The organism is Streptomyces sp. NPDC002156, from assembly GCF_053593675.1.
On the sequence record NZ_JBSFDA010000054.1, the window covers coordinates 1 to 21,203 of the forward strand.

The window sequence follows — 21,203 nt, forward strand, 5'->3', positions numbered from 1 at the left end:
GCCCCCGGCGGCGGTGCGGGTGCGGGCGTCCCGCCGACCCTCACCGGCACCGGTGCGGCCCCCGGCATCGGCGGTGTCGGCGCGGCGTCCTTCGTCAACGGCATCGGTGGCCGGCTGCTGTCCTCGCCCAACGCCCGGCGCGTCGCCGTGGCCGCCGACGTCGACCTCACCGCCGTACGCGGGACGGGGCCGGGCGGGCGGATCGTCTCCGAGGACGTGGAGGAGTTCCTCGCGGCTGTCCCCGACAACTTGGTCGCGGCGGCCCCACAGGGCGGTACCTCCTACTCGCCGCTGGTCCGCAAGCTGGCCAAGGAACGGGACATCGACCTCTCCGAGGTGAACGGCACCGGGCCGGGCGGCCGGATCCGCCGGTCCGACCTCGACGCCGTCACGCCTGCGCCTGTTCGCCGGAACGCGGCGCCTCCGCAGGCCGGCGACGTCCTTCCGCTCACCGGAATGCGCGGCACCATCGCCCGCAGGATGCACGCCAGCCTCCAGGAGATGGCACAGCTGACGCACGGCTACGAGGTGCGGATGGACGCCGTGGTCTCCCTGCGGGACCGGCTCAAGGAGGAGTGGGCCGACAGCGAACTGCCGGTGCCCAGCCTCAACGACTTCCTGCTGAAGGCCGCTGCCCTGGCCCTGCGCGAGCACCCGCTGCTCAACGCGACGGTGCGGGAGGACGGCGTCCATCTGCTCGAAGGCGTTCACCTGGGCTTCGCGGTGGCCGTTCCGGGCGGCCTCATGGTCCCGGTGATCGAGGACGCGGTGGCGCTGCCGCTGCCCGAGATCGCCCGCCGGTCGAGGGCCCTGGCCCAGGCCGCGCGCGAGGGGCGGATCTCCCCGGCCCAGCTGGAAGGGGCCACCTTCACCGTCACGTCCCTCGGCGGATACGGCGTCGACTTCTTCACTCCTGTGATCAACCCCGGCAATGTCGCGATCCTCGGAGTGGGCAGGCTCAGGGACGGCGTCGAGTGGGTGGACGACCGGCCGCTGCGGACGCGGGTGCTCACCCTGAGCCTCACCTTCGACCACCGTGCCGTCGACGGGGCGCCGGCCGCCGAGTATCTGCGCACGGTCGGTGAGTTGCTGAGCAGGCCCCTCCGCCTGCTGGTGTGAGCCGAGATCTGCTGAGGCCGCCAGGCCTACGAGGCCTGTGCGGCCGGGTCCGCGATCCGCTCCGCGAGCTCGCCGACCTCGCGGACGAACGAGCGGTGCCCCAGCGACCGGTAGACGTCGTCGCCCCGGACCTGGGAGATCGCCGCGGTCTCCAGCAGCGCCAGCAGGCCCAGGCCGACCACCGCCGCCTCGGCGTCGGAGACGGTGTCGCGGGCCTTGCGGGTCAACCGCACCAGCTCGTCCAGCAACTCCGTACGGCTCTCCTGACGCAGCGCCTCCGAGTCCTGGCTCATACCGGCCGACGACACGAAGAACACGGTGGCGGCGGACCGGTGCTCGCCCATCCAGGCCAGCAGCGTGGTGACGGACGTTCCGATGTCCGAGCCGGGTTCGTGGGCCTGTGTGATCGCCTGCAACTGCTCGCGCAGCGCGGCGGCGAACGCCCGCATGGCCTCCGCCAGGACCTGGTCCTTGGAGGAGAAGTGGTAGTACACCGCCGCCGAGGTCATCTCCGCGCGAGCGGCGATGTCGGCCACCGTCACCTCGTCCGGCGGCTGCGTGGCGAACAGCTCCGTGGCCGCCTCGATCACCCACTGCTTGCGCGAGGGGCGGTGAGCGGCTCGGGTTCCGGATGTCGTCATGCTGTCAAGTATGCCGGGACCTCGGTGCGCCAGAGGCCAATGCGCAGCAGGAATTATGCGGACGGGCGGTTGGAGTTACTGGATACACTGGTCAGTACGCAGGGCCCACGGACACGGGGGTTCACGCCAGTCGGCAGGGAGCATGATGGCCACCACGAAGAACGGCAAGCAGCCCGCCCACCGACCCTCGCGTCGGCAGCACATCATCACCGCCGCCGTGCGTGTGTTCGGCCGCAACGGGTTCGCGGAGACCAGCATCCAGGACATCGCCGACGAGGCTCATGTGGTCCCCACGGCCGTCTACTACCACTTCGACGGCAAGGAGGAGCTGCTCGAACTCGCCATGCGCCGGGTCTTCGACCAGCTGAACGCGGTCGTGGAGGCGGCCCGGCCGGAGTCCGAGCCGGGTGACGCGGAGGGCCTGGTCCGCGTCATCGACGCCGTGTGGGAGTGGGTGGAACAGAACCCGGACGAGGCCCGGCTGTACCAGGTCCAGGTCGCCTCCGCCAACGGCAGCGTGAAGGTACTGCGGGACGAGTTCGAGCAGCGGCACATCCAGCGTGGCTACGACTATCTGCCCGAGGGCACCACGCGCAGCCCCCGGGCGGCGAAGGCCCGGCACGCGGCACAGGCGCTCGCGGTCCGCACACTGATCAGTACGACCATGCTGGTCACCGCGCTGCGGGCGGAGGGGGGACCACTGTCCCAGCTGCCCTCCCGGTCCGTGCTGGAGGCGGTCAGGGAGCTGGCGCTGCGCATCGTCGCCGCCGAGCAGAAGCCGACACAGCCGGCGCAGTCGAAGCAGCCGACTCAGTCGGTGGAGCCGGCCACGGCACGGACCTGAGACGGTTCACCAGGGCAGCGGCCTGCGCTCGGCGAACAGCCCGCCCGTCGTCCCGTCGCCCTCGGGAAGGGTCGCCAGCCAGACCGGGGTGTCCGCACCCTCCTCCGGCCCGCGCGGGGCGGACGGGCCGCCCATGCCGCTGCGGGTCCAGCCGGGGTCGGCGGCGTTGACCAGGACACCCGTGCCGGCCAGCTCGGCCGCGAGCATCCGGGTCAGTGCGTTGAGCGCCGTCTTGGAGATCCGGTAGGCGGGGTGCCGGCCGGAGTCCATCAGCGTCAGCGAACCGTACGAGCTGGTGAGGTTCACGACCCGGCCGTAACCGGCTTCCACCATGCCCGGGACGACGGCCTGCGCCACGCGCCAGGCGCCGGTGAGGTTCGTCTCCAGGGTCGCGCGCAGGATGTCCTCGTCGATGTACGGGGGCCGCAGTTCCCCGTCCAGGGACACTCCCGCGTTGTTCACGAGGACGTCGATCCCGCCGGTCAGCTCCCGGTACTCCCGGACCGCTTCGGCGACGCTCGTCGCGGAGGTCACGTCCAGGGCCAGCGGCAGTGCCGTCGGGCCGATGGCGCGGCACGCTTCCTCGGCCGCCTTCCGTTGCCTCGCCCCGACCAGGACCCGAAGTCCCCGGTCCGCGAGCTGCCGGCCGATCTCCAGGCCGATGCCGCGTGCCCCGCCGGTCACCAGCGCGGTTCTGTCACCCTGCCGCATGTCTCGCCCGCCGCCTCTCACACCGTCAGGACCGAGCACGCGCTGATGCCGGGCGCCCCGTACACATGGGTGAACCCCACCCGGGGCGCGCCCGGCACCTGCACACCGGGCGCCCGGCCCTGCAACTGCCGTACGACCTCGTGGAACTGGCGCAACCCGGAGGCGCCGACGGGCTCGCCGCCGGCCAGACAGCCGCCGTCGGTGTTGACCGGTATGCGGCCCGTGGGGTCGGTGGCCCCGGCGGCCAGCAGTTCCTCCTGCTCGCCGTGGCCGCACAGTCCGGTCTCCGCCAGGTGGATCAGCTCCGAGCCGCTGTCGGTGTCCTGCAACTGGGCGACCTGTACGTCGGCGGGCCGGACTCCGGCCGTTCGGAAAGCCGCCTCCGCGGCGTCGACGCTGGGGCTGCGGTGCGGTCCCGGCGGCAGCCAGGGCGAGAACACCTCGAACGAACCGAACCGCCGGGTCCGGAAGGCCAACGACGCCAGCCTGACCGGTCGTTCGCACAGGTCGAACGCACGGTCGCCGAGCGCCAGCACCAAGGCAGCGGCACCCTGTCCGGGCGAACAGAACATGTACTGGGTGAGCGGAGGACTGACTTCGGCGGAGTCCAGGATCTCCTGCTCCGTCAGCGGCTTGCGCCGCCAGGCCAGGGGGTGGTGCGAGCCGTTGCGGAAGGCCCGCGCGGCGACCATCGCCAACGCCCGCTCCGAGATCCCGTGTTCGTACAGGTACCGCTGGGTCTTCAGCGCGAAGAACTGCGTCGTGAGCATCATGCCGGTCTCGGCGTACCAGTCGCCCAGGCCGTAGCGGGCGGCGGAGACGTGGAACGCACCCCGTTCGTGCTTGTCGAACCCCACCGCCAGTCCCAGGGAGGCCTCGCCCGCGCGCAGTGCGTTGGCCACCGCGAGCACGGTGGAGGCACCGGTCGCGCAGCCGTTCTGCACATTGACGAACGGCACGCCGGTCAGGCCCAGTCGGCCCACCAGGGTGTCGGGCTTGCCGGACACGTCGGAGCCGCCGGCCGCGTAGCCGATGTCCTCCCAGCCGACACCGGCGTCGGCGAGTGCCTCGCGTATCGCACGCTCGGCCATGTCCATTCCGGTGACGCTCTCGTCGCGGCCGAAGGGATGCATGCCGCAGCCGACCACGTACACGTCGTCGGGCCGGCTCATCGCTCCCCGCCCGGCTCCGGGCGGAACGCGAAGGTCATCACGTCGGTTCCGTCCTCGTCCCGGTACGCGGGCAGCGTGGTCAGCCGGACCGGCAGACCGATCCTGATCTCCGCGCGGGGAACCGCAAGCAGCGCCTCGACCAGCACCTCACCGAGGTCCACATAGCCCACGTGGTACGGCCGGTGGCCGTCGACGGGCGGCCGGTACGGCGGTTTCGGCGCGAACGCCTGGAGCGTCCACGACCACACGCGCCCGCTCACCGGCAGCACGTGCGCGGACATCACCCCGCCCGAACACCTGGGGCACGAGTCCTGCCGGGGGAAGACGACGGTGCGGCAGCCGGAGCAGCGGGCGCCCGCGAGACGTGGTGCGTCCCCGCCGTCGAACTCCTCGTCTTCGAACAACGACTTGTCGATGAGCCTGGTGGTCATGTTCCGTCCCTCCTTTCTTCCACGTCACCAGCCCAGCAGCCCGGCCAGCCGTTCACGATGGTGTGCGGCGCCACCCAGCAGGACCGCGTCGGACTGGGCGCGCCGGAAGTACAGGTGCGCGTCGTGCTCCCAGGTGAAGCCCATCCCGCCGTGGAGCTGCACGCACTCGGCGGCGACGGAGACGAACGCCTCGCCGCACCACACCTGTGCCACCGCAGCCGCCTCGGCCAGCGCCTGTGGCGAGCCGTCCACCAGGACCGCGCGCACGACGGCCGACCGGGCGGCCTCGACCTGGAGCAGCATGTCGGCGCAGGCGTGCTTGACCGCCTGGAAGCCGCCGATCGCCCTGCCGAACTGGGTACGGTCGCGCACATGGGCCACCGTCATGTCCAACGCGGCCTGTGCTCCGCCCAGTTGCTCGGCGGCCAGCGCCACCAGGGCCACGTCCAGGGCGCGGGAGACGACGTCCGCCCCCTCGCCGCCGGCGGTCAGCGTCCGGACCCGGGCGCCGGAGAAGGTGATCACCGCCTGGCCCCGGCTGAGGTCCAGGGTGGGTACCCGGCGCACGGTGACCCCCGGCTCGCGCGGGTCGGCCAGGAAGAGGTCGACGCCGTCGGTCCCGGCCGCGGCCACCACCAGCGCCTGGGCGTCGGCGCCGTCGAGGACGAACGGCGCGGTGCCGTGCAGCAGGGGGACGCTGCCCTGCCACGAGACGGCCACCGGCACGGCGTCGGCCCGCCATGTCCCGTCGGGCGCGGCCACCGCCAGGGCGTGCACGGTGCCATCGGCCAGCCTGGCCAGCGCCTTGTCGGCCGTACCGCAGCCGGCCAGTACCTGCCCGGCCAGCACGGTGGAGGACAGCAGCGGGACCGGCGCCAGGGTCCTGCCCAACTCCTCGCAGACGACGGCGATCTCGGCGAGGCCGCCGATGCCTCCCGCCGCCTCGGGCAGACCGAGGGCCGCGAGGCCGACCTGCCCGCCGAGGGCCTCCCACAGCCCGGCGTCGATACCGGGAGCCTCCTCGGACAACCGCCGTACCGCGGCGGTGCCGCCGGCGTCCGCGCACACCGACCGAACGGTCTCGCGCAGATCCTCCAGCTCGGTGTCCGACAAGGCAGTGCTGTCGGTCACGGTGCTTGTCATCGTGCGCTCCCGCCGTCGCCGTACCGCTCCCGCAGGGCACTGTGCGCTGCCGCCATCCGGGCCACCGGCACGCGGTGTGCGGAACAGGAGACGTAGTCGAGACCGAGGCCGTCGCAGAACGCGATCGACTCGGGATCCCCGCCGTGCTCACCGCACACGCCCAGCTTGATGCCTGGCCGCACCGCCCGTGCCCGCTCGACCGCCAGGGCGATCAGCGCACCGACCCCGTGCGGATCGAGGCGGGCGAACGGGCTGGCGGTCAGGAACCCGCGCTCCTGGTAGTTGGCGAGCACCTGGCGCTCGACGTCGTCCCGGGAGAACCCGTAGGTGAGTTGCGTGAGGTCGTTGGTGCCGAAGGAGAAGAACTCGGCGTGCTCGGCGAGTTCGCCGGCCAGCAGCGCCGCCCGCGGCGTCTCGATCATCGTGCCGAGCCGGTACGGGACCTCCACCCCGGTACGGGCGGCGACCGCGTCGGCGGCACCGCGTACGTACGCGGCTGCGGCGGCCAGTTCCTCCGGCAGGCTGACCAGCGGGATCATCACCTCCAGCTCCGGCCGGACGCCGGTGGCGGAGACATCGGCCCAGGCAGTGAAGAGCGCCTCGGCCTGCGCCGGGTAGAGCCTCTCGTGCAGCAACGCCAGCCGCACCCCGCGCAGCCCGAGCATCGGGTTCGCCTCGCGCAGCGCGGCGGCCCGCTGCTCCTCGGCCGCGTCCAGGGCCTGCCCGGGGGCGGGCAGGAACTCGTGCAGCGGGGCGTCCAGCAGGCGCACGGTCACCGGACGGTTTCCTACGGCGGTCAGCAGCGCCGTGAAGTCCTCGTGCTGGGCGCGCTCCAGCGCGACCAGCGCCTCGTCGCGGGCGGCCGGGTCGGCGGCCAGGAGCACCCGGCGGATCAGCGGCAGCCGCTCGCCCAGGAACTGGTGTTCCGTACGGCACAGCCCGACACCCTCCGCGCCCAGGGCGAGGGCCGTCTCCACCTCGGCGGCCGTGTCGGCGTTGACCCGCACGCCCAGCCGGCGCGTGTCGTCCGCCCACTCCAGCAGCGTGGACAGTTCCGGCGGCGGTCCGGCCACACTGACGCTCAGCGTCCCCGCGTAGACGGCGCCGGTACGGCCGTCCAGCGAGACCGGGTCGCCCTCGCGCACCACCCGCTCCCCGAAGCGGACCGTCCCGTCGGCCGCGTCCACGCGCAGCCCCTCGGCGCCGCACACCGCGGGCTTGCCGGCGCCCCGTGCCACCACGGCGGCGTGCGAGGCGATACCGCCGCTGCCGGTCAGTACGGCGACGGAGGCCAGCATCCCGGGGACGTCCGCCGGGTTCGTCTCGGCGGCCACGAGCACGACCCGCGTACCGTCGGCGGCCAGTTCGAGGGCACGCTCGCTGGACAGCGCGACCGCTCCGGTCGCCGCCCCCGGCGACGCGGGCAGCCCCTTCACCAGGAGCTCCTCCCCGCCGGTCAACCGCAGTTGAGGGTGCAGCAGTTCCTGCACCTGCGCGGGTGTGATCCGTCGTACGGCCTCGTCACGGCCGATCGCCCCGTCCCGGGCCAGGTCCGCGGCCAGACACACCGAGGCCCGGAGCGGCGGGCGGGGCTGCGCCGAGGCGGCGAGCAGCGAGATCTCGTCGTCGCGCACCTCGAAGTCGACCGACACCGGCGCGCGCAGATGGCGCTCCAGGGTGAGCAGGGAGTGCTCAAGGAGCGCGGTGCCGCCCGCGAGCCGTTCCAGCGGCTCACCGGAGTGCGGCGGCGGGGCGCTGCGGCGCACACCCCGGAAGAAGGAGCCCCGGGGGGAGAGGCGCCCGGTCTCGGAGTCGCGGCTGACGGCCGTGCCGTAGCCCGAGTGGTCCGCAGGGCCGATGCGCAGGGCCTGCACATGCAGGGCGACGGCCAGCTCGGCGGGGAGCCGCTGGGACCGGCGGGACCTTCTCGCGCGAGGCGAGTCCCACCGGCCGAGGAGGGCACGGGCGGCCAGCGCGAGCTGCTGCGCCGGGTCGTCGGGGAAGGGCCGGGAGCCGTGCTCGGCCACCAGGGACAGAAGCACCTGCACCCGTGCCCGTGCCCCGGACGTGTCCAGAAGGGCGTCGTCGAGCACAACGGCGGGCACGCCGAGGGCGTACTCGGCGATCATGCGCACGGTGGTGGCCCACACCTCGTACAGGGCGTCCGCACTTCCGATGACGGCGCACAGGTCGTCGGCACGGCCGGGGACGATGCCGAGACAGGCCAGGTCGGGCGGCAGTCCGGCGATCTCGGTAGGGGCACTCGCCGACAGACGCAGCAGCAGCGGCCGGGCCGCGTCCCCGATACGCCGCCCCGAGAGCTGTTCGACCAACTCGACGGCGGCTTCGGCGGTGCCGGTCTCGCACAGCGACGCGGCGGCGCCGGCGGGCACGGTGAGCCCCGGCACGACCGGCAGCCCCAGGGCCACCAGCCGGTCCATCGCCGCGCCGTGCGCGCCCAGCTCGTCGGCGTCGAGGCCCCGGCTCCGTCCCTGCCCGTAGGGCACCAGGGTCCGGCCGGGAGCAGCGGTGGTTGCTGCGGTCCCGGGGGTCCCGCAGGGCGCGAGAGGCTCCCCGGACTCTGCGAGCGGGCCCGCCTCGCTGTCGATGAGGCTCAACCCCGGCTCCCTGTGACCAGTTCCTCTTCGCGGGCCTCGTCCTCGGCCCGGCTGATGCCCAGCACCAGCAGCAGCTCCTGGTGCAGCCGCATCCACACGGTGTGGTACGAGTCGCACAGCGGCGAGGCCAGCCACGCCGGCGCGCCGTCGTCGAAGCGGTCGAGGGCTTCCTCCAGTGCCGTCAGGTACTGCCCGCTCCCCGCGAGCACCTGGTCCAGCCGGCGCAGCACAGGCTGGATGGCCTCGTGCACGTCTTCCAGCGACTCGCGCACCCCGGCGTCGTAGACGTCGTCGGAGTGGTCGTTGGCGGTGCCGTCGGGGCGGCACTGCCACGCCGTGCACACGTCCCGGATCTTCCGGTTGACCGGCAGGAACGCCTCGTACGCCGCGGTGATCCGCTCCTCCTGCTCGGAGCCGGCGGGAACCCGCAACAGCTGCGCGGCCGCGGCCTTGGCACGCTCGGTCGGCAGCACCACCGGCCCTTTCACCATCGCCAGCCCGGCATCGACCAGCGGACGGTGCTCGGACTCCGGCCGACCGCGCCACATGCCCCGCAGAACGAGGTCGACGACGGCCTCCGTGCGGGGCTCGTCGGGTGCGTCCGGAAGGTCCACGGCAGCAGATTGCATCGCCACACCTTTTCCCCGGTTCTGTGGTGACCGGTTCCTCGGATCTGTGTTGCCCGGAGGTTACGCCCAGGCGGGCCTGTTAGTGAAGAGGCACTCAAGAAACACTTCGAGACTCCCGGCCACCGGCCCGGCTGTCACCCGCCTTCGGGCGACCCCGGGCGGCGAGGAACGACACCATGCGGTCCTGTGCCTCCGGGCCGTCCGCCAGGGCGGCGATCGACCGTGCCTCCTCGGCGAGGTGGTGGCGCAGTTCGTCACCGGCACCCGCGCGCAGCAGGCACTTCGCGGCGCGCAGTGCGCCGGTGGCGCCGGCGGCCAGATCGGCCGCGGTCCGGTGTGCCGCCCCGTCCAGTTCCTCGTCGTCCACGCACCGGGAGACCAGGCCCCACCGTTCGGCGTCGTCGCCGGTCAGGACGCGGTTGGTCAGGATCAGGTCCGCCGCCCGGCGAGGGCCCACCAGACGCGGCAGGAACCACGACGCCCCGCAGTCCGGCGTGAGTCCGATCGCCGTGTACGCCAGCCGGAACCGCGCGGACCGGGCCGCCAGGACGATGTCGCCCACAAGGGCGAGACCGATCCCGCCGCCCGCGGCCGCGCCCCGCACGGCGGTCACCAACGGCACCTGGAGTTCGTACAGGGTCTGTATCGCGGCGTGCGCGGCGCTCGCCACCGCGTGTACGTAGGTGCCGGTCTCCGCGCGGCCGGCGAAGGCGCGCAGGTCACCGCCCACGCAGAAGCTGTTGCCCGCCGCCCGCAGCAGGACCGCGCCACCCGGGTCCGCGGCCACTTCGCAGACGGTGTCCCGCAGCGCCTCGGCCGTCCGCAGGTCCAGGGCGTTGCCCCGCCCGGGGTCGTCCAGCCGCAGCTCGACGACCCCGTCGGGGTGGCGGACGATCCGGACCGGGTCGGTGCTCACGGGCAGGCTCATGGGTGTTTCTCCTGTCGACTTCCGGCCGCAGGGCGCTTCCCTTCGCCGGACGCTTCCCGGCAAGATACTAAAGACGCTATACAGTTTCTAGAACGCGACGGGAGCCGATGCCCGTACGCCTGCCGGCGGGAGGCCCCGTGCCCATCCAGTTCGATGTCGATCCGACTGTCGCTCAACTCGCCACGTCGACGGCCGAGTTCGTGCGCGAGGTGGTCATTCCGGCCGAGCGTGAGTGCGGCGGGTCCGTGCACGACGCCCCCGAGGCACTTCGGGAGACCCTGCAGAAAGCCGCCCGCGAGGCAGGTGTGTTCGCCCCGCACATACCGACGCGGTGGGGCGGACACGGGCTCGACCTGCGCGGGCAGGCGGTGGTCTTCGAAGCGGCGGGCTACTCGCTGCTCGGACCGCTGGCGCTGAACTGCGCGGCCCCGGACGAGGGCAACGCGCACCTGCTCGAGAAGGTGGCCACCGAGGAGCAGAAGCAGAAGTACCTGCGCCCGCTCGCCACGGGTGAGACACGGTCCTGCTTCGCCATGACCGAACCGGCTCCGGGAGCGGGTGCCGACCCCCGCTCCCTGCGGACCACCGCGACCCGGGTTCCCGGCGGCTGGCGCATCGACGGGCACAAGTGGTTCATCACCGGTGCCCAGGGAGCCGGCTTCGCCATCGTCATGGCCCGGACCTCCGGCAGCCCCGGTGACCCGGGCGGCGCCACCATGTTCCTGGTCGACGCCGGCACGCCCGGCATGCGCATCGTCCGGAACATCGAGACCCTCGACGAGTCGCTCTTCGCGGGGCACAGCGAGATCGTCTTCGAGGAGTGCGTGGTGGGGGAGGAGCAGGTGCTCGGCGCCGTGGACCACGGCTTCCAAGGTGCCCAGGTCCGGCTCGGTCCCGCCCGTATGACCCACTGCATGCGGTGGCTGGGGGCGGCCCGCCGGGCCCAGGAGGTCGCGCTGGAACGGGCGGGGAGCCGGATGGCGTTCGGCTCGGCGCTGGGTGACCTCGGCATGGTCCAGGGGATGCTGGCCGACTCCGAGATCGACATCGAGGCGAGCCGCGCCCTGATCCTGCGTACCGCCTGGGAACTGGACACCGGCTCCGCCGCCGCCTCACAGCTCACCTCGGTGTCCAAGACCTTCGTGGCGGAGGCGGTCAACCGCGTGGTCGACCGGGCGGTGCAGATCTGCGGAGCCCTCGGCATCTCGACCGCCGACGCCCCACTGGCCCGCCTGTACCGGGAGGTACGGCCGTTCCGCATCTACGACGGCCCGTCGGAGACACACCGTTTTGCGATAGCGCGCCGCGCGGTGCGGCCCTACCGGCAACCGCACACGGGTGCTGCCGACGGCTGATGACGGCGTCGATGCGCGTGAACTCGGGAAGTGTCTCCGCCGGAGCGGGAACAAGGACCTCGGCAATCCCCGTTCTTGCTGGTCAGGAACGCTTTTCGTTTACCTGGTCACCACTCGGGCACCACTTTTGGTGACGTGACGATGGGGTGGATGCGATGCCTCTTGAGGGCGAGTACGTGCCGAGTCCGGCGCAGTGGGTGCGCGATCAGGTCGAGTTGTACGAGAGTTCGGGCGGCACGCAGGGCTCGACGCTCTGGGACACGGGCCTGCCCGTCGTCATTCTCACGACGCGCGGTGCGAGGAGCGGCAAGATCCGCAAGGTCCCGTTGATGCGCGTGGAGCACGAGGGGCGGTACGCGGCCGTGGCCTCGAAGGGCGGCTTCCCGCATCACCCGGTCTGGTACTTCAACGTGAAGTCCGACCCGCACGTGGAGCTCCAGGACGGGCCCGTACGCCAGGACATGACGGCACGTGAGGTCACGGCGGACGAGAAGGCCGAGTGGTGGGAGCGCGCGGTCGCCGCGTATCCGCCGTACGCCGAATACCAGGAGAAGACCGACCGCGTGATCCCCGTCTTCGTCCTGGAGCCCACACACGGGTAGGAGTCAGAAGCACTCTCCTATTATCTGGCCGCCAGTCGGACAACATACTTCGTGAAAGCGCGAGGCCAAGGGCTGCCTGGTACAGCGCCATGCGGATGCCTTCGCCATTGCTGCGCCGACCGCAGGTGCGCGACACAGTCATCGGGGATCCTGGCCTCATCCCGGCGGCGGCCTACTTGTGCTGGGCTGCGGCAAACCGCGGATCGGAGAGGTTCACCGACCCCGACGAGTTCCGGCTCAAGGGGACGCAGGTTCAAATCCTGTCGTCCCGACGGTGCGAAGGGTCTTCGCGGGCGAGAGTCTGCGAGGGCCCCTTTTGCGGTCCGAGGCCCAGGCCACCGGCCGGGTGTCCGATCGGGGAACCGTGTCCGTCGGCCCTGCGGATCCAGGTCAGGAGCGGGCCGGTCATGGCGGTGGTGATGACGGCCATGATGACGAGCAGGGCGTACCAGCGGTCGTCCAACAGACCCGCCTCCTTGCCGACGTTGAGGGCGATGAGTTCGGTGAGTCCGCGGGTGTTCATCAGCGCGCCGACGAGTGCGCTCTCACGCCAGGTCCGGCCGCTCAGCCTCGCCGCGAGCGCGCAACCGCCCAGTTTTGCCGCGATCGCTACGGTGAGCAACGCCGGCAGGAGGAAGGCGTCGTCGGCTCCGAGGCCGCCGATGTCGACGGACCAGCCGGTGGTGATGAAGAAGACGGGCAGCAGCAGGCCGCCCACGCGCTCCGTCCACGAGACCAGTTCGGGGTCGGGCGTCCCGTCGGGCCGGCGGGGCATCAGGAGCCCGGCCAGGAAGGCGCCGAACACGGCGTGCAGCCCGAGTGCGCTGGTGGCCCACCCGGACAGCAGGGCCACCGCGACGAGCGGTCCGTCCCTCAGGCCCGGAGCGACGGACGTCATGCGCAGGACCGGGCGGGCCACGGCGAGCATTGTCAGGAGGTAGCAGGCCAGCAGGCCGAGCAGCACGGCCGGCGGGCGGCCTCCGGGGCCGGCGAGCGCGACGACGCCGGCCAGCAGCAGCCACCCGGCGACATCGGTCAGGGCCGCGGACGCCGTGGCCACCGTGCCAGGGACGGTTCCGGCCAGCCCGCGGTCCTTGATGATGCTGGCGAGGACCGGCATTGCCGTGATGGAGAGGGCGACCGCGAGATAGAGGGGAAACACCCAGCCGTCCCCGGTCCCGGCCGGTGCGGTCCCCGCATGGATCGCGAACCAGCCCAGCGCCGCTCCCGACGCGATGGGGACGGCTAGCGCGGCGACGGAGACGGCGGTGACCGTGCGGCCCTGGTTCCGCAGCAGAGACGTGTCCAGTTCGCATCCCACGGAGAACATGAACAGGACGAGCGTCACCTGTCCGAGGACCCCGAGGTAGGGGAGGGCCGTGTCCGGTACGAGCAGCGAGCTCGGGTCGGAGGGAACCTGCCCGAGAACGCTCGGGCCGAGCGTGATCCCGGCGAGTACCTGACCGATGACCGGTGGCTGCCCGAGCCGCCGGGTGAGCATGGAGAGCAGGGCCGCGAGCGCCACGACCGTTCCGGTGGCGGCCAGGACGCTCGCGGCGATCCGCTCGGACTCGGAGATCACTCCTGTTCGAGCCGGCGAGGAAGGTCCAGTGCCTTCCACCAGCCGCTCAGGGTCGGATTCGCGGACAGTTCCTGGAGGGTGACCTCGACGCCGTGGCGCCGCCACAGCACCATGAGGTGCATCATCCTTATGGAGTCGAGGCCGAGGCCGACGAGGTCGGCGCTCTCGTCGATCTCCGTGATGTCCCCGATGCTCTCGATGTCCTCACCCAGCGTCTCCGCGAGGTCTGCCAGCACCAGCTCCCGGGTCAGGGTCCGCTGCGGAGAGGTCATGCCGCGGGGCCTCCGTTCGCGAGCACCGACTGCTCGATGCCGTCCACCGACGGTACGGCCCAGGCGAGGCCGTCGGGCGAGGGAACCAGCCCGTCCGGGAACAGAGGGCGTTCCAGCGCGGACGTTCCGCCCAGGGAGGCGCGCGCCTGGATCTCGTTCATGCCCTTCATCACCTCCGACACGACACGGGTGCCGAACAACTCGCCCATCTGCTCCCCGCTCTCGGTCTGCGCGGGCCCGGTCCTGGTGACGGCGTCCGCGAGGTCGCGGGAGGAGGAACCGAACCGCTCCTTCAAAGCGGTCTGGTCCACGAGCGCCGACTCGCCGGAGGAGACACCGCCGACCAGTTCGACGAAGGCGCGCAGATCGGTGGCCTCGGCCCGGGACACCTTGCGGGCCTGCCAGAAGTACGACTCCTCCGAGTGCTGCATGTCGTAGAAGGCGAGCAGGAACTCGTAGAACACGCCGTACTCGCGGCGGTACCGGCGCTCGAACTCCCCGAAGGCGCGCTCCTCCTCCAGGGTGCCGGCGAGGGCGCTGTTGATCGAGCGGGCGGCCAGCAGCCCGCCGTAGGTGGCGAGGTGGACGCCGGTGGAGAAGACGGGGTCGACGAAGCAGGCGGCGTCCCCGACGAGGACCATGCCGGGCTGCCAGAAGCGTTCCATGGCGTACGAGTAGTCCTTGCGGACGCGGAGTTCTCCGTACGGCCCCTCGGTGACGCGCGTGGCCTCGGACAGGTAGTCCTTGATCATGGGCGCGCGCTCGATGAACTGGTCCATGGCGGCCTGCGGATCGCGGGAGAGGACGCCGACCTGGGAGCGGTTGACGACCGCGCCGACGCTGGTGAGGGTGTCGGTGAGGGGGATGTACCAGAACCAGCCGTCGTCCCACGCGCAGCACAGGATGTTGCCCTTGTCGGGGCCGGGCAGCCGTTTGCCACCCTCGTAGTAGCCGTACAGAGCGACGTTGCGGAAGAAGTCGGAGTAGTTGCGCTTGCCGACCGTGCGCGCCAGCTTGCTGTTGCTGCCGGAGGCGTCGACGACGAACTGCGCGGTGGCCTGGCGGAGTTGGCCGTCGTGGTCCGTCCAGCGCAGGCCCGTCACCCGGTCGCCTTCGGTCGACGTCGTCACCGCAGTGCACTGTTCGCGTACGTCGACGCCGAGGCGGCGGGCGTTGTCGAGCAGGATCTGGTCGAACTTCATCCGCTCGACCTGGTAGGCGGTGGAAGTGGGGCCGGACATCAGCGGCGAGTAGGCGAACAGGAAGTTCCAGGGCTCGGGGTTGGAGCCCCAGCGGAAGGTCCCGCCGCGCTTGGGCATGAAGTTGGCCTTCTCCATCTCCTCGGTGACCCCGAGGAAACGACATATCCCGTGGATTGTCGCGGGAAGCAGGGACTCGCCGATCTGGTGGCGGGGGAAGGACTCCTTCTCCAACAGCAGGACGCGGTGGCCCGCCATGGCCACGAGAGCGGCCGTGGTGGAGCCGCCAGGTCCACCGCCGACCACCACGACGTCGAAGGACTCCGGCGACCCGGGCGCGGAGGAGGTTGCGGGCATGGTCATGTAGAGCTCTCCCTGGGGGCTGGCGTGCGTGCGGAGGCGCGCGGAAACGACGAGGCGTCACGAAGGTGACGGGACTCGCGGTCGAGTGGCCGCGGTGAGACCCGGACGAGGGTTGTGGTGCGGGGCGACGGGCTGACGACGAGAGCAGAGCCCTACCGCGAGGAGGCCGGCGCGGTGCGCAGGTCCTTCTTGGACACCTTGCCGACGCCGGTCAGTGGAAAGGAGTCGACGAACCTGAACCGGTCGGGAACCTTGTAGGCGGCGATGCCGCGCTCGTGCAGGAACGCGGTGAGTTCGGCGGTGCTCGGCGCGGCACCACTGGGGATGACATAGGCACAGGACCGCTCGCCGAGGAAGACGTCGGGCAGCGCGACCACGGCCGCGTCGTGCACGGAAGGGTGGGCCAGCAGGTGGTTCTCTACTTCCTCGGCGGCGATCTTCTCGCCCCCGCGGTTGATCTGGTCCTTGGCCCGGCCCTCGACGGCGAGGTTGCCGTCGGGGCGCAGCCTGACGAGGTCTCCCGTCCGGTAGAAGCCGTCCGGAGTAAACGTTCTGGCGTTGTGGTCGTCGGCGAGGTAATAGCCGCGGATGGTGTACGGGCCCCGGGTGAGGAGTTCGCCCGTCTCGCCCTCGGGCACCTCCTGGCCCGATGCGTCGACGATGCGGAACTCGTCGCCCGGAGAGACGGGGCGGCCCTGTGTGTGCACGACGACCTCTTCGGGATCGTCCAGGCGCGTGAAGCAGATCAGTCCCTCGGCCATGCCGAATGCCTGTTGCAGGGTGCAGCCGAGCGTGGGCCGGATCCGTTTGGCGACCTCCGCGCTGCACTTGGCACCGCCCACCTGGAGGACCCGCAGGCTGGACAGGTCGTGCCGGTCGGAGACGGCTTCCAGCCAGATCAGGGCCAGGGGCGGAACGACCGAGGTGTGGGTGACGCGTTCGGCGGCGACGAGCGGAAAAGCCACGTCCGGGCTGGGTAAGGGGGCGAGGACGCAGGTCGCACCCACGGTGACGGCGCCGATGACTCCCGGTGAGACGAGCGGGAAGTTGTGCGCCATGGGCAGCGCGGCCAGGTAGACGCTGTCCTCGTCGAAGCCGCTGATCTCCGCGCAGGTCCGGGCGGTGTAGAGGTAGTCGGCGTGGGTGCGCGGGATGAGTTTGGGCAACGCCGTGGTGCCGCCGGAGAGTTGGAGCAGGGCCACGTCGTGCGGGGCGGGGCCGTTCGTGTCGCCCGGTGCGGGGTCGTCGTACAGGGTCTCGAGGGGCAGGCAGCGGCTGTCGCCGGGTGAACTGCCCGCGGCCAGTACCCACTTCAGGCTCGGTACGGCGGCCCGCACCTGCTCGGCCAGGCCGAGGAAGTCGAACCCCTCGTCCGAGGCGGCCACCACGAAGGCGACTGCCTCGGTGGAGGCGCACAGGTGGGTGATCTCGCTGCTGCGTAGCGCGGGGAGGGCCATCACGGGAACGGCCCCGATCCGGAACAGGGCGAAGCACACGTCGTGGAACTCGGCGACGTTGGGGAGCTGGACGACGACACGGTCGTCCCTGCGTATGCCCAGCCGAAGCAGACCGGAGGCCAACTGGTCGGCACGGTGGTCGAGTTCGGAGTACGACACTCTGAGGTCTCCGGACACCACAGCGGTTTTCGAACCGTGGCGCCGGGCTTGCTCGCGCAGTACCGAACCCAGGGTGTCGTCACCCCAGAATCCTGCTGATCGGTAGCGCTCGGCGAATTCCTGTGGCCAGGTGGGACAGCCAGGAAGCACTTGCATCACCTCTTGTCCGAACCTCTCCGCACGAGGGGAGAGATGGCGGGACGAGGTCGGCGTCGACCTCGGTGGAGGTGGTGATGGCAAGGGCCACCTTAGTTAGCCCTCGGTACCCGGTCAACAACTGACAGCGATTTGACAGGTCATCGGGACTTCCCCGGCTGTTCCGCCGACTCCCGTACGCACTCGATGAGTTGACGGCCCGAAGAGGTGCGGCCCACGGTGGCGGCCCGCAGCCCGGCCGCTGCCGCCAGCGTGGCGAAGTCGGCGAACGAGCGCTCCCGTCCGCCGAGTGTGACGAGCATCCGCAGGTCCACGTCCGTGCGCGGGTAAGCCACCTCCTCGTCGTCCAGGACGGGTTCGACGATCAGCAACGTCCCGCTGTCGCCCAGGGCTTGGGCACAGCGTTCGAGGATGGCCGCCGCCTTCTCGTCGTTCCAGTCGTGCAGGACGCGGGAGAGCACATAGACGTCGGCGTCGGCGGGCAGCGGGTCGAAGAAGCTGCCGGGGCGGACGGTGGTGCGGTCGGCCACCCCGGCCTCGGCGAGCACCGGGCCGGCCTGGGCGGTTGTCTCGGGCAGGTCGAGCAGCGTGCCGTGCAGCGTGGGGTGGGCCTGAAGGATCGCGGCCAGCTGGCGGCCGTTGCCGCCCCCGACGTCGACCACGTGCGTGACGCTGTCCCAGGCGTAAGCCTTCGCCAACTCGTCTGCTCCGACGCGCAGTTGACTGCTCATGAGGGCGGCGAAGGCGGCTTGGCGGTTCGGCTGCGCGGCGAGGTCCTGCCAGAAGTCCCGGCCGAACAGCGCGTCGAAGGCGGGACGCCCGGTGAGGACCGAGTCCAGCAGGCCGCTGAACGCCTGGTCCGAACGGCCGAGTCCGCCCCGCAGGTCGAGCCAGTCCCGCAGTCCCGACGGGTGTCCGTCGCGCAACAGTTCACCCAGCTCGGTCATGGCGAAGGAGCCCGGCTCGGGTTCGGTCACCACTGAGCGGGTCACGAGATGGCGCAGCACGCGCTGCAGCGCGTCGGGGTCCGCTCCGGTCCGAGTGGCGAGGTCACCGATGGAGGCACGGCCGCCGTCGAGCAGATCCGGAATCCGCAACGTGGCCACGACCCGTACCGCGAACGGCGTGACGACGTCGGCCAGGGAGTAGAGACGGGCCAGCAGATCGCCCTCCTCGGGGGCGCCGAAAGCGTGGGCGAAACGCTCGCCCGGGTTCTCGTGGGTGCGCATGTGTGCTCCTCGAAGGTCGCGGGGGAGTGGTGTGCCGCGGCGAGGGCGTCGATGCCGGCCCTCGGCCGGGACGACGCGCCGATCTGGCGGCGCGGCGATGTCAAACCCTGACGGCGGGCGGTCCCGACGGCAACGGGGTCCGGTGATCTGCCTGGCTTGAACCGAACCTTGCGGACAGTGTCCGCAACTTTTAACCTGCGAAGGAGACGTGAGTCGGATCGCACACAGAGGAAGTGACGTGACCACCCAACAGACACAGGTGGAGAGCCCGGCCGGGGCGGGGTCCGGCGGACGAGGAGTGGTGGCCGCGCTGCTCCTCGCTGCGTTCGGCGCGAGCCTGGCGCAGACGGTCGTCGTCGCGGCCCTGCCCAGCCTGCAGGGCGACCTCGGTACGTCGTCGACCGGTGTGGCCTGGGTGCTGACCTCGTTCATGCTGGCCAGTGCCATCGCCGTACCGATAGCCGGCCGGCTCGGGGACGCGCGCGGGTACCGGCGGGTGCTGGTCGGCTGCCTGGTCTCGTTCGCGGTCGGTGCCCTGGTGGCGGCGCTGGGCACTCATGCCGGCTCGCTGGGTGTGCTCATCACCGGCCGGGTGCTTCAGGGAGTGGCGGGCGGCGTCTTCCCGCTCGCGATGGGCATCGTGCGCACCTCCGTCGCCCCCGCGCGCATCCCACGGGTGGTGGCGGTGCTGAGCGCGATGTTCGGGGTCGGTGGCGCGGCCGGCATGGTGATCGCGGGGCCACTCGTGGAGGCCTTCGGTACGGAGTCCCTGTCGTGGCTGACCGTCGTCCTCGCGGCTGCCGCGCTCGCCGGTGTCCGGTTCCTGCCGACCGGCAAGGGGGCCGCCGGCGGTCGAATGGACCTTGCCGGTGCCGCGGTTCTGTCGGGTGCGCTGGTCTGCCTCCTGCTCGGGATCAGTGAGGGGAACACCTGGGGTTGGAAGTCGGCCGGAATCCTCTCCCTGTTCGTCGGCGCCGTCGTCCTGCTGGCGGTGTTCGCGGCGGTCGAACTGCGCTCGGCGGACCCGCTGGTCGACCTCCGGCTGCTGAAGGTGCGTGCGTTCGCCGCCGCCAACCTGATCGCCTTCATCGTCGGAGCGGCGATGTTCGGCTCGATCACCCTGATCCCGCGCTTCGTCGAGACGCCCGAGGCGAGCGGCTACGGCTTCACCCTCTCGGCCGCCGGTGCCGGTCTCGTGATGCTCCCCGTGGGTGTGTTCACTCTGATCGCGAGCCCCTTGTCCGGTCGTCTGACGGAGCGGTTCGGGCCGCGGATGCCGCTGTGCGTCGGAGCCGCGTGCGCCGCTGTGGCCTTCATCTGGCTCGCCGCCGCCCATGACAGCGTGTGGGACTTCTATCTGGCCGGAGTGCTGGTCGGGACGGGATACGGGCTGGCGTTCGCGGCGCTGGGCAATCTGGTGGTGGGCTCGGTCGAGCCCCGGCACACGGGTGTGGCGGTCGGAGTGAACACCATCGTCAGGACGGTCGGCGGCGCCCTGGGTGCCCAGATCGCGTCGGCGCTGCTCGTGGCCTCGCCCTCCCCCCGGATCCCGGCCCTGCCCGACGAGTCCGGCTACACCCGGGGATTCGTCCTGTTCGGGCTCGTCGCCGCGGCAGCGCTCGTCGCCACCCTCGCCCTGCCGCGTCGGGCCACCGCGTACACGCGGCCCGAGGCGGCGGACGCCTGAGGTCGTAAGCGAGCGGTCCTCGCGTACGGCGGGCCGGGCGATCCCGTACGGAGATCAGGTGCTCTCGCAGAGAGGGCAGCCGAGGGTATGTTCGTCCTCCGGGTCGGCGCCGGTCGGATGGGGCCGGGAGGAGCGGCTGCGGCGCTGAGGAGCGGACCGCAGCCCTCCGATGAGGAGCTCGATCTCCGTCTCGTAGATCTCCTCCGCGGTGACCGTCTGCAGATGCGGGCCGATCTCCCGAAGCCGTGGCCACGCCTCCGGCGGGTGCGCCATTGCGGCGGCGGTCATCCGTTCGGCCCGCTCCGGGCTGGTCAGGGCGGAGTGCAGCTCGCGGTGGACGCGCCCGACCAGCACGTCGATGACGGACTGGTAGTAGCGGGCCGCCCAGTGGGCGTCGAACCCCGCGTCGTCGAGGATGGACAGAATGGCCTCGGTCAGCTTCAGCACGCTGGGGCCGCGGTTGCCGCGCGTGACGATCAGGTCGGTCAGGCCCTTGTAGGCCAGCAACTGGGAGCGCATCGCGTGGGCCAGCGTGCGCAGCCGTTCCTCCCAGGAGCCCTCGTCCGCCTCGGGCACCGCCAGGTCGCGGTCGGCGATCGCGTCCGCCACCAGGTCGAGCAGGTCGTCCTTGTCGGAGATGTGGCGGTACAGCGCCATGCGGGAGACACCGAGCCGGTCCGCGAGACGGCGGATGCTGAGTGCCTCAAGGCCCTCGTCCCGGGCGATGTCGAGCGCCGCCACCACGATCTGATCGCGGTTCAGCGTGCCCCAGGGCAGCGGGGATCGGGTGTGCGTGCGTTCCTGCCGGTCCATGATGGGGAACGTACCGGACCTCCCGGTGCGGGGTGACCCCCGGGGCGGGGGTGGGCGCGGCTGCGGGAGCGGCGCGCGTGACGAGAAGAAAAC

19 protein-coding genes and 1 pseudogene are annotated in these 21,203 nt (G+C 71.6%); 6 read left to right on the plus strand and 14 right to left on the minus strand.

Annotation, left to right across the window (positions count from 1 at the left end; genetic code table 11):
- On the plus strand, positions 1 to 1,119 hold a 1,119-nt coding region (locus ACWCRB_RS22285), incomplete at its 5' end, for a 2-oxo acid dehydrogenase subunit E2 (RefSeq protein WP_450997696.1).
- Positions 1,120 to 1,145: 26 nt separating this feature from the next.
- Here ACWCRB_RS22285 and ACWCRB_RS22290 read toward each other — a convergent pair.
- Positions 1,146 to 1,760, minus strand: coding sequence for a TetR/AcrR family transcriptional regulator (locus tag ACWCRB_RS22290; protein ID WP_450997697.1), 615 nt, complete (start codon positions 1,758 to 1,760; stop codon positions 1,146 to 1,148).
- Positions 1,761 to 1,905: 145 nt separating this feature from the next.
- On the opposite strand from ACWCRB_RS22290, the gene ACWCRB_RS22295 reads away from it, so the two are divergent.
- A complete protein-coding gene (locus ACWCRB_RS22295; RefSeq protein ID WP_450997698.1) occupies positions 1,906 to 2,604 on the plus strand; it encodes a TetR/AcrR family transcriptional regulator in 699 nt (232 codons plus the stop codon).
- 6 nt (positions 2,605 to 2,610) lie between these two features.
- Here the strand turns inward: ACWCRB_RS22295 and ACWCRB_RS22300 are convergent, their stop codons facing one another.
- The 7 genes from ACWCRB_RS22300 to ACWCRB_RS22330 all read right to left on the minus strand — a co-directional run bounded on the left by ACWCRB_RS22300 (position 2,611) and on the right by ACWCRB_RS22330 (position 10,236).
- Positions 2,611 to 3,315 (minus strand): SDR family NAD(P)-dependent oxidoreductase, encoded by a 705-nt coding sequence (locus ACWCRB_RS22300; RefSeq protein WP_450997699.1) that lies wholly within the window; start codon positions 3,313 to 3,315, stop codon positions 2,611 to 2,613.
- A gap of 17 nt (positions 3,316 to 3,332) precedes the next feature.
- The gene (locus ACWCRB_RS22305; RefSeq protein WP_450997700.1) at positions 3,333 to 4,487 is read right to left on the minus strand and encodes a thiolase family protein; all 1,155 of its coding nucleotides are present in this window, start codon (positions 4,485 to 4,487) and stop codon (positions 3,333 to 3,335) included.
- Complete coding sequence (locus ACWCRB_RS22310) at positions 4,484 to 4,918, minus strand: Zn-ribbon domain-containing OB-fold protein (RefSeq protein WP_450997701.1); 435 nt, start codon at positions 4,916 to 4,918, stop codon at positions 4,484 to 4,486. Before ACWCRB_RS22310 ends, ACWCRB_RS22305 begins: the two co-directional genes overlap by 4 nt.
- A gap of 24 nt (positions 4,919 to 4,942) precedes the next feature.
- Positions 4,943 to 6,061, minus strand: a complete 1,119-nt coding sequence (locus tag ACWCRB_RS22315; protein WP_450997702.1) for an acyl-CoA dehydrogenase family protein — start codon at positions 6,059 to 6,061, stop codon at positions 4,943 to 4,945.
- Complete coding sequence (locus ACWCRB_RS22320) at positions 6,058 to 8,679, minus strand: putative PEP-binding protein (RefSeq protein WP_450997703.1); 2,622 nt, start codon at positions 8,677 to 8,679, stop codon at positions 6,058 to 6,060. Before ACWCRB_RS22320 ends, ACWCRB_RS22315 begins: the two co-directional genes overlap by 4 nt.
- Positions 8,676 to 9,308, minus strand: coding sequence for a hypothetical protein (locus ACWCRB_RS22325; protein ID WP_450997704.1), 633 nt, complete (start codon positions 9,306 to 9,308; stop codon positions 8,676 to 8,678). The genes ACWCRB_RS22320 and ACWCRB_RS22325 overlap by 4 nt, the downstream gene beginning before the upstream one ends.
- Positions 9,309 to 9,402: 94 nt before the next feature.
- Entirely contained in the window at positions 9,403 to 10,236 is an 834-nt protein-coding gene (locus ACWCRB_RS22330) for an enoyl-CoA hydratase/isomerase family protein (protein WP_450997705.1), read from the minus strand.
- Between the two features lie 137 nt (positions 10,237 to 10,373).
- Here ACWCRB_RS22330 and ACWCRB_RS22335 point away from each other — a divergent pair, with 137 nt between their 5' ends.
- From ACWCRB_RS22335 to ACWCRB_RS22345, 3 genes and pseudogenes are all read left to right on the plus strand, one after another.
- Entirely contained in the window at positions 10,374 to 11,591 is a 1,218-nt protein-coding gene (locus tag ACWCRB_RS22335) for an acyl-CoA dehydrogenase family protein (RefSeq protein WP_450997706.1), read from the plus strand.
- Positions 11,592 to 11,746: 155 nt separating this feature from the next.
- Entirely contained in the window at positions 11,747 to 12,193 is a 447-nt protein-coding gene (locus ACWCRB_RS22340) for a nitroreductase family deazaflavin-dependent oxidoreductase (RefSeq protein ID WP_450997707.1), read from the plus strand.
- A gap of 199 nt (positions 12,194 to 12,392) precedes the next feature.
- Positions 12,393 to 12,465, plus strand: a pseudogene (locus tag ACWCRB_RS22345).
- On the opposite strand, the gene ACWCRB_RS22350 reads toward ACWCRB_RS22345, so the two are convergent.
- The 5 genes from ACWCRB_RS22350 to ACWCRB_RS22370 form a co-directional block, all read right to left on the minus strand.
- Positions 12,447 to 13,694, minus strand: coding sequence for a cation:proton antiporter (locus tag ACWCRB_RS22350; RefSeq protein ID WP_450997742.1), 1,248 nt, complete (start codon positions 13,692 to 13,694; stop codon positions 12,447 to 12,449). The pseudogene ACWCRB_RS22345 and the gene ACWCRB_RS22350 overlap by 19 nt on opposite strands.
- 77 nt (positions 13,695 to 13,771) lie before the next feature.
- Positions 13,772 to 14,047 carry a phosphopantetheine-binding protein gene (locus ACWCRB_RS22355; protein WP_450997708.1) on the minus strand — a complete coding sequence of 92 codons (276 nt, stop codon included), beginning with the start codon at positions 14,045 to 14,047 and terminating at the stop codon, positions 13,772 to 13,774.
- The gene (locus tag ACWCRB_RS22360) at positions 14,044 to 15,609 is read right to left on the minus strand and encodes a tryptophan 7-halogenase (protein ID WP_450997709.1); all 1,566 of its coding nucleotides are present in this window, start codon (positions 15,607 to 15,609) and stop codon (positions 14,044 to 14,046) included. The genes ACWCRB_RS22355 and ACWCRB_RS22360 overlap by 4 nt, the downstream gene beginning before the upstream one ends.
- Positions 15,610 to 15,761: 152 nt before the next feature.
- Positions 15,762 to 17,381 (minus strand): (2,3-dihydroxybenzoyl)adenylate synthase, encoded by a 1,620-nt coding sequence (locus ACWCRB_RS22365; protein WP_450997710.1) that lies wholly within the window; start codon positions 17,379 to 17,381, stop codon positions 15,762 to 15,764.
- A 140-nt stretch (positions 17,382 to 17,521) separates the two neighbouring features.
- Entirely contained in the window at positions 17,522 to 18,610 is a 1,089-nt protein-coding gene (locus ACWCRB_RS22370) for a methyltransferase (protein ID WP_450997711.1), read from the minus strand.
- Positions 18,611 to 18,848: 238 nt separating this feature from the next.
- On the opposite strand from ACWCRB_RS22370, the gene ACWCRB_RS22375 reads away from it, so the two are divergent.
- On the plus strand, positions 18,849 to 20,297 hold the full coding sequence (locus ACWCRB_RS22375) for an MFS transporter (protein WP_450997712.1): 1,449 nt from the start codon (positions 18,849 to 18,851) through the stop codon (positions 20,295 to 20,297).
- A 54-nt stretch (positions 20,298 to 20,351) separates the two neighbouring features.
- Here ACWCRB_RS22375 and ACWCRB_RS22380 read toward each other — a convergent pair whose 3' ends face one another.
- On the minus strand, positions 20,352 to 21,110 hold the full coding sequence (locus ACWCRB_RS22380) for a TetR/AcrR family transcriptional regulator (RefSeq protein WP_450997713.1): 759 nt from the start codon (positions 21,108 to 21,110) through the stop codon (positions 20,352 to 20,354).
- Between the last annotated feature and the right edge of the window lie 93 nt (positions 21,111 to 21,203).

What these genes read in the sequence shown, in the direction of transcription:
- ACWCRB_RS22290 (WP_450997697.1), bottom strand. Translation starts at nt 1,760, where the DNA reads ATGACGACATCCGGAACCCGAGCCGCTCACCGCCCCTCGCGCAAGCAG.
- ACWCRB_RS22295 (WP_450997698.1), top strand. Translation starts at nt 1,906, where the DNA reads ATGGCCACCACGAAGAACGGCAAGCAGCCCGCCCACCGACCCTCGCGT.
- ACWCRB_RS22300 (WP_450997699.1), bottom strand. Translation starts at nt 3,315, where the DNA reads ATGCGGCAGGGTGACAGAACCGCGCTGGTGACCGGCGGGGCACGCGGC.
- ACWCRB_RS22305 (WP_450997700.1), bottom strand. Translation starts at nt 4,487, where the DNA reads ATGAGCCGGCCCGACGACGTGTACGTGGTCGGCTGCGGCATGCATCCC.
- ACWCRB_RS22310 (WP_450997701.1), bottom strand. Translation starts at nt 4,918, where the DNA reads ATGACCACCAGGCTCATCGACAAGTCGTTGTTCGAAGACGAGGAGTTC.
- ACWCRB_RS22315 (WP_450997702.1), bottom strand. Translation starts at nt 6,061, where the DNA reads ATGACAAGCACCGTGACCGACAGCACTGCCTTGTCGGACACCGAGCTG.
- ACWCRB_RS22325 (WP_450997704.1), bottom strand. Translation starts at nt 9,308, where the DNA reads ATGCAATCTGCTGCCGTGGACCTTCCGGACGCACCCGACGAGCCCCGC.
- ACWCRB_RS22330 (WP_450997705.1), bottom strand. Translation starts at nt 10,236, where the DNA reads ATGAGCCTGCCCGTGAGCACCGACCCGGTCCGGATCGTCCGCCACCCC.
- ACWCRB_RS22340 (WP_450997707.1), top strand. Translation starts at nt 11,747, where the DNA reads ATGCCTCTTGAGGGCGAGTACGTGCCGAGTCCGGCGCAGTGGGTGCGC.
- ACWCRB_RS22350 (WP_450997742.1), bottom strand. Translation starts at nt 13,694, where the DNA reads ATGCTCACCCGGCGGCTCGGGCAGCCACCGGTCATCGGTCAGGTACTC.
- ACWCRB_RS22355 (WP_450997708.1), bottom strand. Translation starts at nt 14,047, where the DNA reads ATGACCTCTCCGCAGCGGACCCTGACCCGGGAGCTGGTGCTGGCAGAC.
- ACWCRB_RS22360 (WP_450997709.1), bottom strand. Translation starts at nt 15,609, where the DNA reads ATGACCATGCCCGCAACCTCCTCCGCGCCCGGGTCGCCGGAGTCCTTC.
- ACWCRB_RS22365 (WP_450997710.1), bottom strand. Translation starts at nt 17,381, where the DNA reads ATGCAAGTGCTTCCTGGCTGTCCCACCTGGCCACAGGAATTCGCCGAG.
- ACWCRB_RS22370 (WP_450997711.1), bottom strand. Translation starts at nt 18,610, where the DNA reads ATGCGCACCCACGAGAACCCGGGCGAGCGTTTCGCCCACGCTTTCGGC.
- ACWCRB_RS22380 (WP_450997713.1), bottom strand. Translation starts at nt 21,110, where the DNA reads ATGGACCGGCAGGAACGCACGCACACCCGATCCCCGCTGCCCTGGGGC.